5 protein-coding genes are annotated in these 3,019 nt (G+C 60.1%); all 5 read right to left on the bottom strand.

The annotated features are described in order from the left end of the window. Nucleotides 1-323, bottom strand: a 323-nt coding sequence (locus ACR2FV_RS00220) for an amidase family protein (RefSeq protein ID WP_434013718.1), incomplete at its 3' end; no start/stop codon positions are given. A gap of 50 nt (nt 324-373) precedes the next feature. Beyond that, complete coding sequence (locus ACR2FV_RS00215; protein ID WP_434013717.1) at nt 374-613, bottom strand: acetyl-CoA carboxylase; 240 nt, start codon at nt 611-613, stop codon at nt 374-376. A 28-nt stretch (nt 614-641) separates the two neighbouring features. After that, on the bottom strand, nt 642-1,400 hold the full coding sequence (locus tag ACR2FV_RS00210; protein ID WP_434013716.1) for a LamB/YcsF family protein: 759 nt from the start codon (nt 1,398-1,400) through the stop codon (nt 642-644). 23 nt (nt 1,401-1,423) lie between these two features. Next, nucleotides 1,424-2,398: a biotin-dependent carboxyltransferase family protein gene (locus ACR2FV_RS00205; RefSeq protein WP_434013715.1), complete on the bottom strand. Its 975-nt coding sequence runs from the start codon at nt 2,396-2,398 to the stop codon at nt 1,424-1,426. Further along, on the bottom strand, nt 2,388-3,019 hold a 632-nt coding region (locus ACR2FV_RS00200), incomplete at its 5' end, for a carboxyltransferase domain-containing protein (RefSeq protein WP_434013714.1). The genes ACR2FV_RS00200 and ACR2FV_RS00205, both read right to left, overlap by 11 nt.

Here is a 3,019-nt window from a genome sequence, read left to right as displayed (position 1 = left end):
GTGTAGTTCTCGAAAGCAATAGAACCGAACGTCGTGCGGATGCCGGCGGTCTCCGCCTGGTCCTTGACCAGCACCGGGATGCCATGAAGCGGCCCGGCCAGCTCTCCGGACTGTTCAAAAGAGCGGTCGATCTCCTCCGCTTCCTCCAACACATTTGGGTTTATCGTGATGATCGAGTTGAGCTCCGGCCCGCTCTTATCGTAGGCTTCTATACGCGCTAGGTACAGCTCCACGAGCCGGCGGCAAGTCAACTCTCCCGACTGAAAAGCAGAATGAATGTCATCTATCGTCGCTTCTTCCAGGCGGAAAGACTGGGGAGACAATGCTGGCTCCTATCGTATGTGTTTGTTAGGTTGATCGGCGAACCGCGGAGCTACTCCAGCTCTACGATGTCCTGTCCCGCGCTCACCGCTTCCTCGTCCTCGACCAGGATCTTCGCGACCGTGCCGTCTTCTTCGGCTTTGATCTCGTGAAATGACTTCATCACTTCGATGACCCCTACAGTATCGCCCGATGAGACGCTGTCTCCCTCTTCGACGTAGGCATCACTCTCCGGGTCGGGCCGACGGTAGAAAGTGCCGGGCATCGGAGCTTTTACGGTCTTTTCAGCCAACTCTAGTCCTCCTTCAGGAAATTTTCTCTTACGCCCGTCCGAGCGGACGGATCTCAATGTCGTTCTCGTTCAACTTGCGGGCTATGGCCTCGGCCAGCTTCACGGCCCCCGGCGTGTCGCCATGGACGCACACCGAGTCGCAGACCATGTCTACTTCTTTACCGCTGTCGGCGACGACCTTACCCTCCGTGACGGCCCGGACGACCCGGTCCCCGACCTCCTCGGGCTCTAGCTCCTCGGTTACGGCGCGGGTAAAGATGATCTGGCCCTCATCGTCGTAGCCACGGTCGGCAAAGAACTCGCCCACGACCGGCTGGCCCATCTCCTTCGCCAGATCGTAGGTAACAGACGCTTGCATGCAGAAGAGGAGTAGACCTGGATCTACCTTCTGTATCGCCTCGATAATGGCGCGCGACAACTCCTCATCTTTTGCGGCGACCATGTAGAGAGCGCCGTGAGGCTTTACGTGCTGGACCTCCATGCCGTAGTAGCGGGCGAACTCGCGCAGGGCTCCGAGCTGGTAGATGAGCTCGTCGTGGATCTCCTCCGGCGCCACGTCTATCTCCCGCCGCCCGAAACCAACCAGGTCCTGGTAGCCGGAATGGACGCCGACCGCGACGCCGTGCTCTTTCGCTAACCGTACGGTCTCTCGCATGACGTGCGGATCCCCAGCATGGAAACCGCCCGCGACGTTTGCCGAAGAGATGTAGTTCATCATCTCCGCGTCGTGGCCCATCGTGTATGGACCGAAGCTCTCGCCCATGTCGCAGTTGAGATCTATGCGCATCGTTGCCTCCTTTCAATCGGCTTTTAGCTTAGTGCTTCCTTTATATCCTCCATCTGTCGCCGTCGCTCCGCGCGGGCCTCCATCGCTTCTTCAAGCTCTACCGAGCGGAAGTGGGTTTTGTCGTTGGTCTTGGTCTGTGCAAGGGTGTCACGGTCAACGCTTATGACGGTGCCGATTGTGGCGTAGCCGCCGCCGGTTACGGCGTCGTTGTTGAGCACGATGGGCTCGACGCCGCCGGGAACCTGGATGGAGCCTACCGGGTAGCCGAAGTCCACTACGTTCGCCTGGTCCGCGCCGGCGCCCGCCGGCTGCTCCCGCTCGACAAACTCCAACTCGCCGCCCCGGTAGCGGTAGCCAATGCGGTCCGCGTCCGGGGTTACGGTCCACTCGGTGTTCAGGAACGTCTCCAGGCTCTCCTCCGTGAGCCGGTAGCTGGCGAGGCCGATGATCACGCGCAGTTCCGGCGAGTCACTGTACGTGGGGATGTGGTCGTCGTTCACCCGCTTTCCGACCCGGTTGGACGCTCCATTCGACTCCCCTATCTTCAGCTCGTCACCTTCTTGCAGGGCACGGCCTTCGTGGCCTCCGAGGCCGATCAGAGTGTACGTCGAACGGCTGTGCATGAAGATGGGCACGTCTATTCCACCGGCTATCGCCAGATACGAGCGAGCGCCGCTCTTGAGGTAGTCGAAAGAGAGTACGTCGCCCTCTTCTACCGCGAGCGTCTCCCAAGTCGCGGCTTCTTCGCCGTTGATCTTGGGTGGCAACTCCGCACCGGTTATGGCGATGACCGCATCTTGGGTAAACTCGATCTCGGGTCCGAAATACGTCATTTCCAGTCCCGCCGCGCCCTCTTCGTTGCCGACAAGGTAGTTGCCGACCTGGTAAGAGAACACGTCCATTGCCCCGGAGGGCGGCATCCCGATGTCGTACTGGCCGAAGCGCCCGGTGTCCTGGACGGTGGTGAGCAGTCCAGGCTGTTTAACCCTAATCGCCATAGAGCACCCCCAAGATCTCCTCGTTGTAAGCGTGTGGATCTTCCAGCGCACGGTCCCCGTAGAAGGTGAAATTCGCCTTGCGATACTCGAAAGTCCCATCCTCTACCGTGGATCGTATTTCATCGTACTCCTCTCGATCCACGCCACGGTACTTGAAGACGTCTCCGGGCTTGGGGAAGACGATGTTCTCCTGGAAGTCTTTGAGGTTCTGACTGAGGTCCAGGACCGGGGCTGCGGCCGTTCCGAAAAGCTGGTAGCCGCCCGCGCCCTGCACCGGGTAGACGACCGCGAAGCCACCGCCGAAGCCGAACGCCCGCTCGGAGGTGAAGGTACGGGGCCGGACGTACTTGGGAACCTCGATCTGCTCCTCCGGTGGGACTAGCTGGTAGCACCAGGGAAGGCCCGGCACAAAGCCGATCATGGTGATGAGCCACGGCGAACCCAAGAGAGCCTCGATAAAGTCATCCTTCGTGTCGTAGCCGTTGATACGAGCGCCATACTCCAGGTCGGTCGAATCCGGGTCCTGATGGTTGTCTCGGAAGTTCATCAGAGTCTCGTGGGTCCAGGGGTCCTCGATCAGGACCGGTACGTCCACTACCCTTGTCTCGATCTCGAAGCCTT

The sequence above is a fragment of the Ornithinimicrobium sp. genome (assembly GCF_051004135.1).
Lineage (GTDB): Bacteria > Actinomycetota > Actinomycetes > Actinomycetales > Dermatophilaceae > Ornithinicoccus.
The sequence above is the reverse complement of the archived record's forward strand: the minus strand, read 5'-3'. Positions and strand labels throughout refer to the sequence as shown.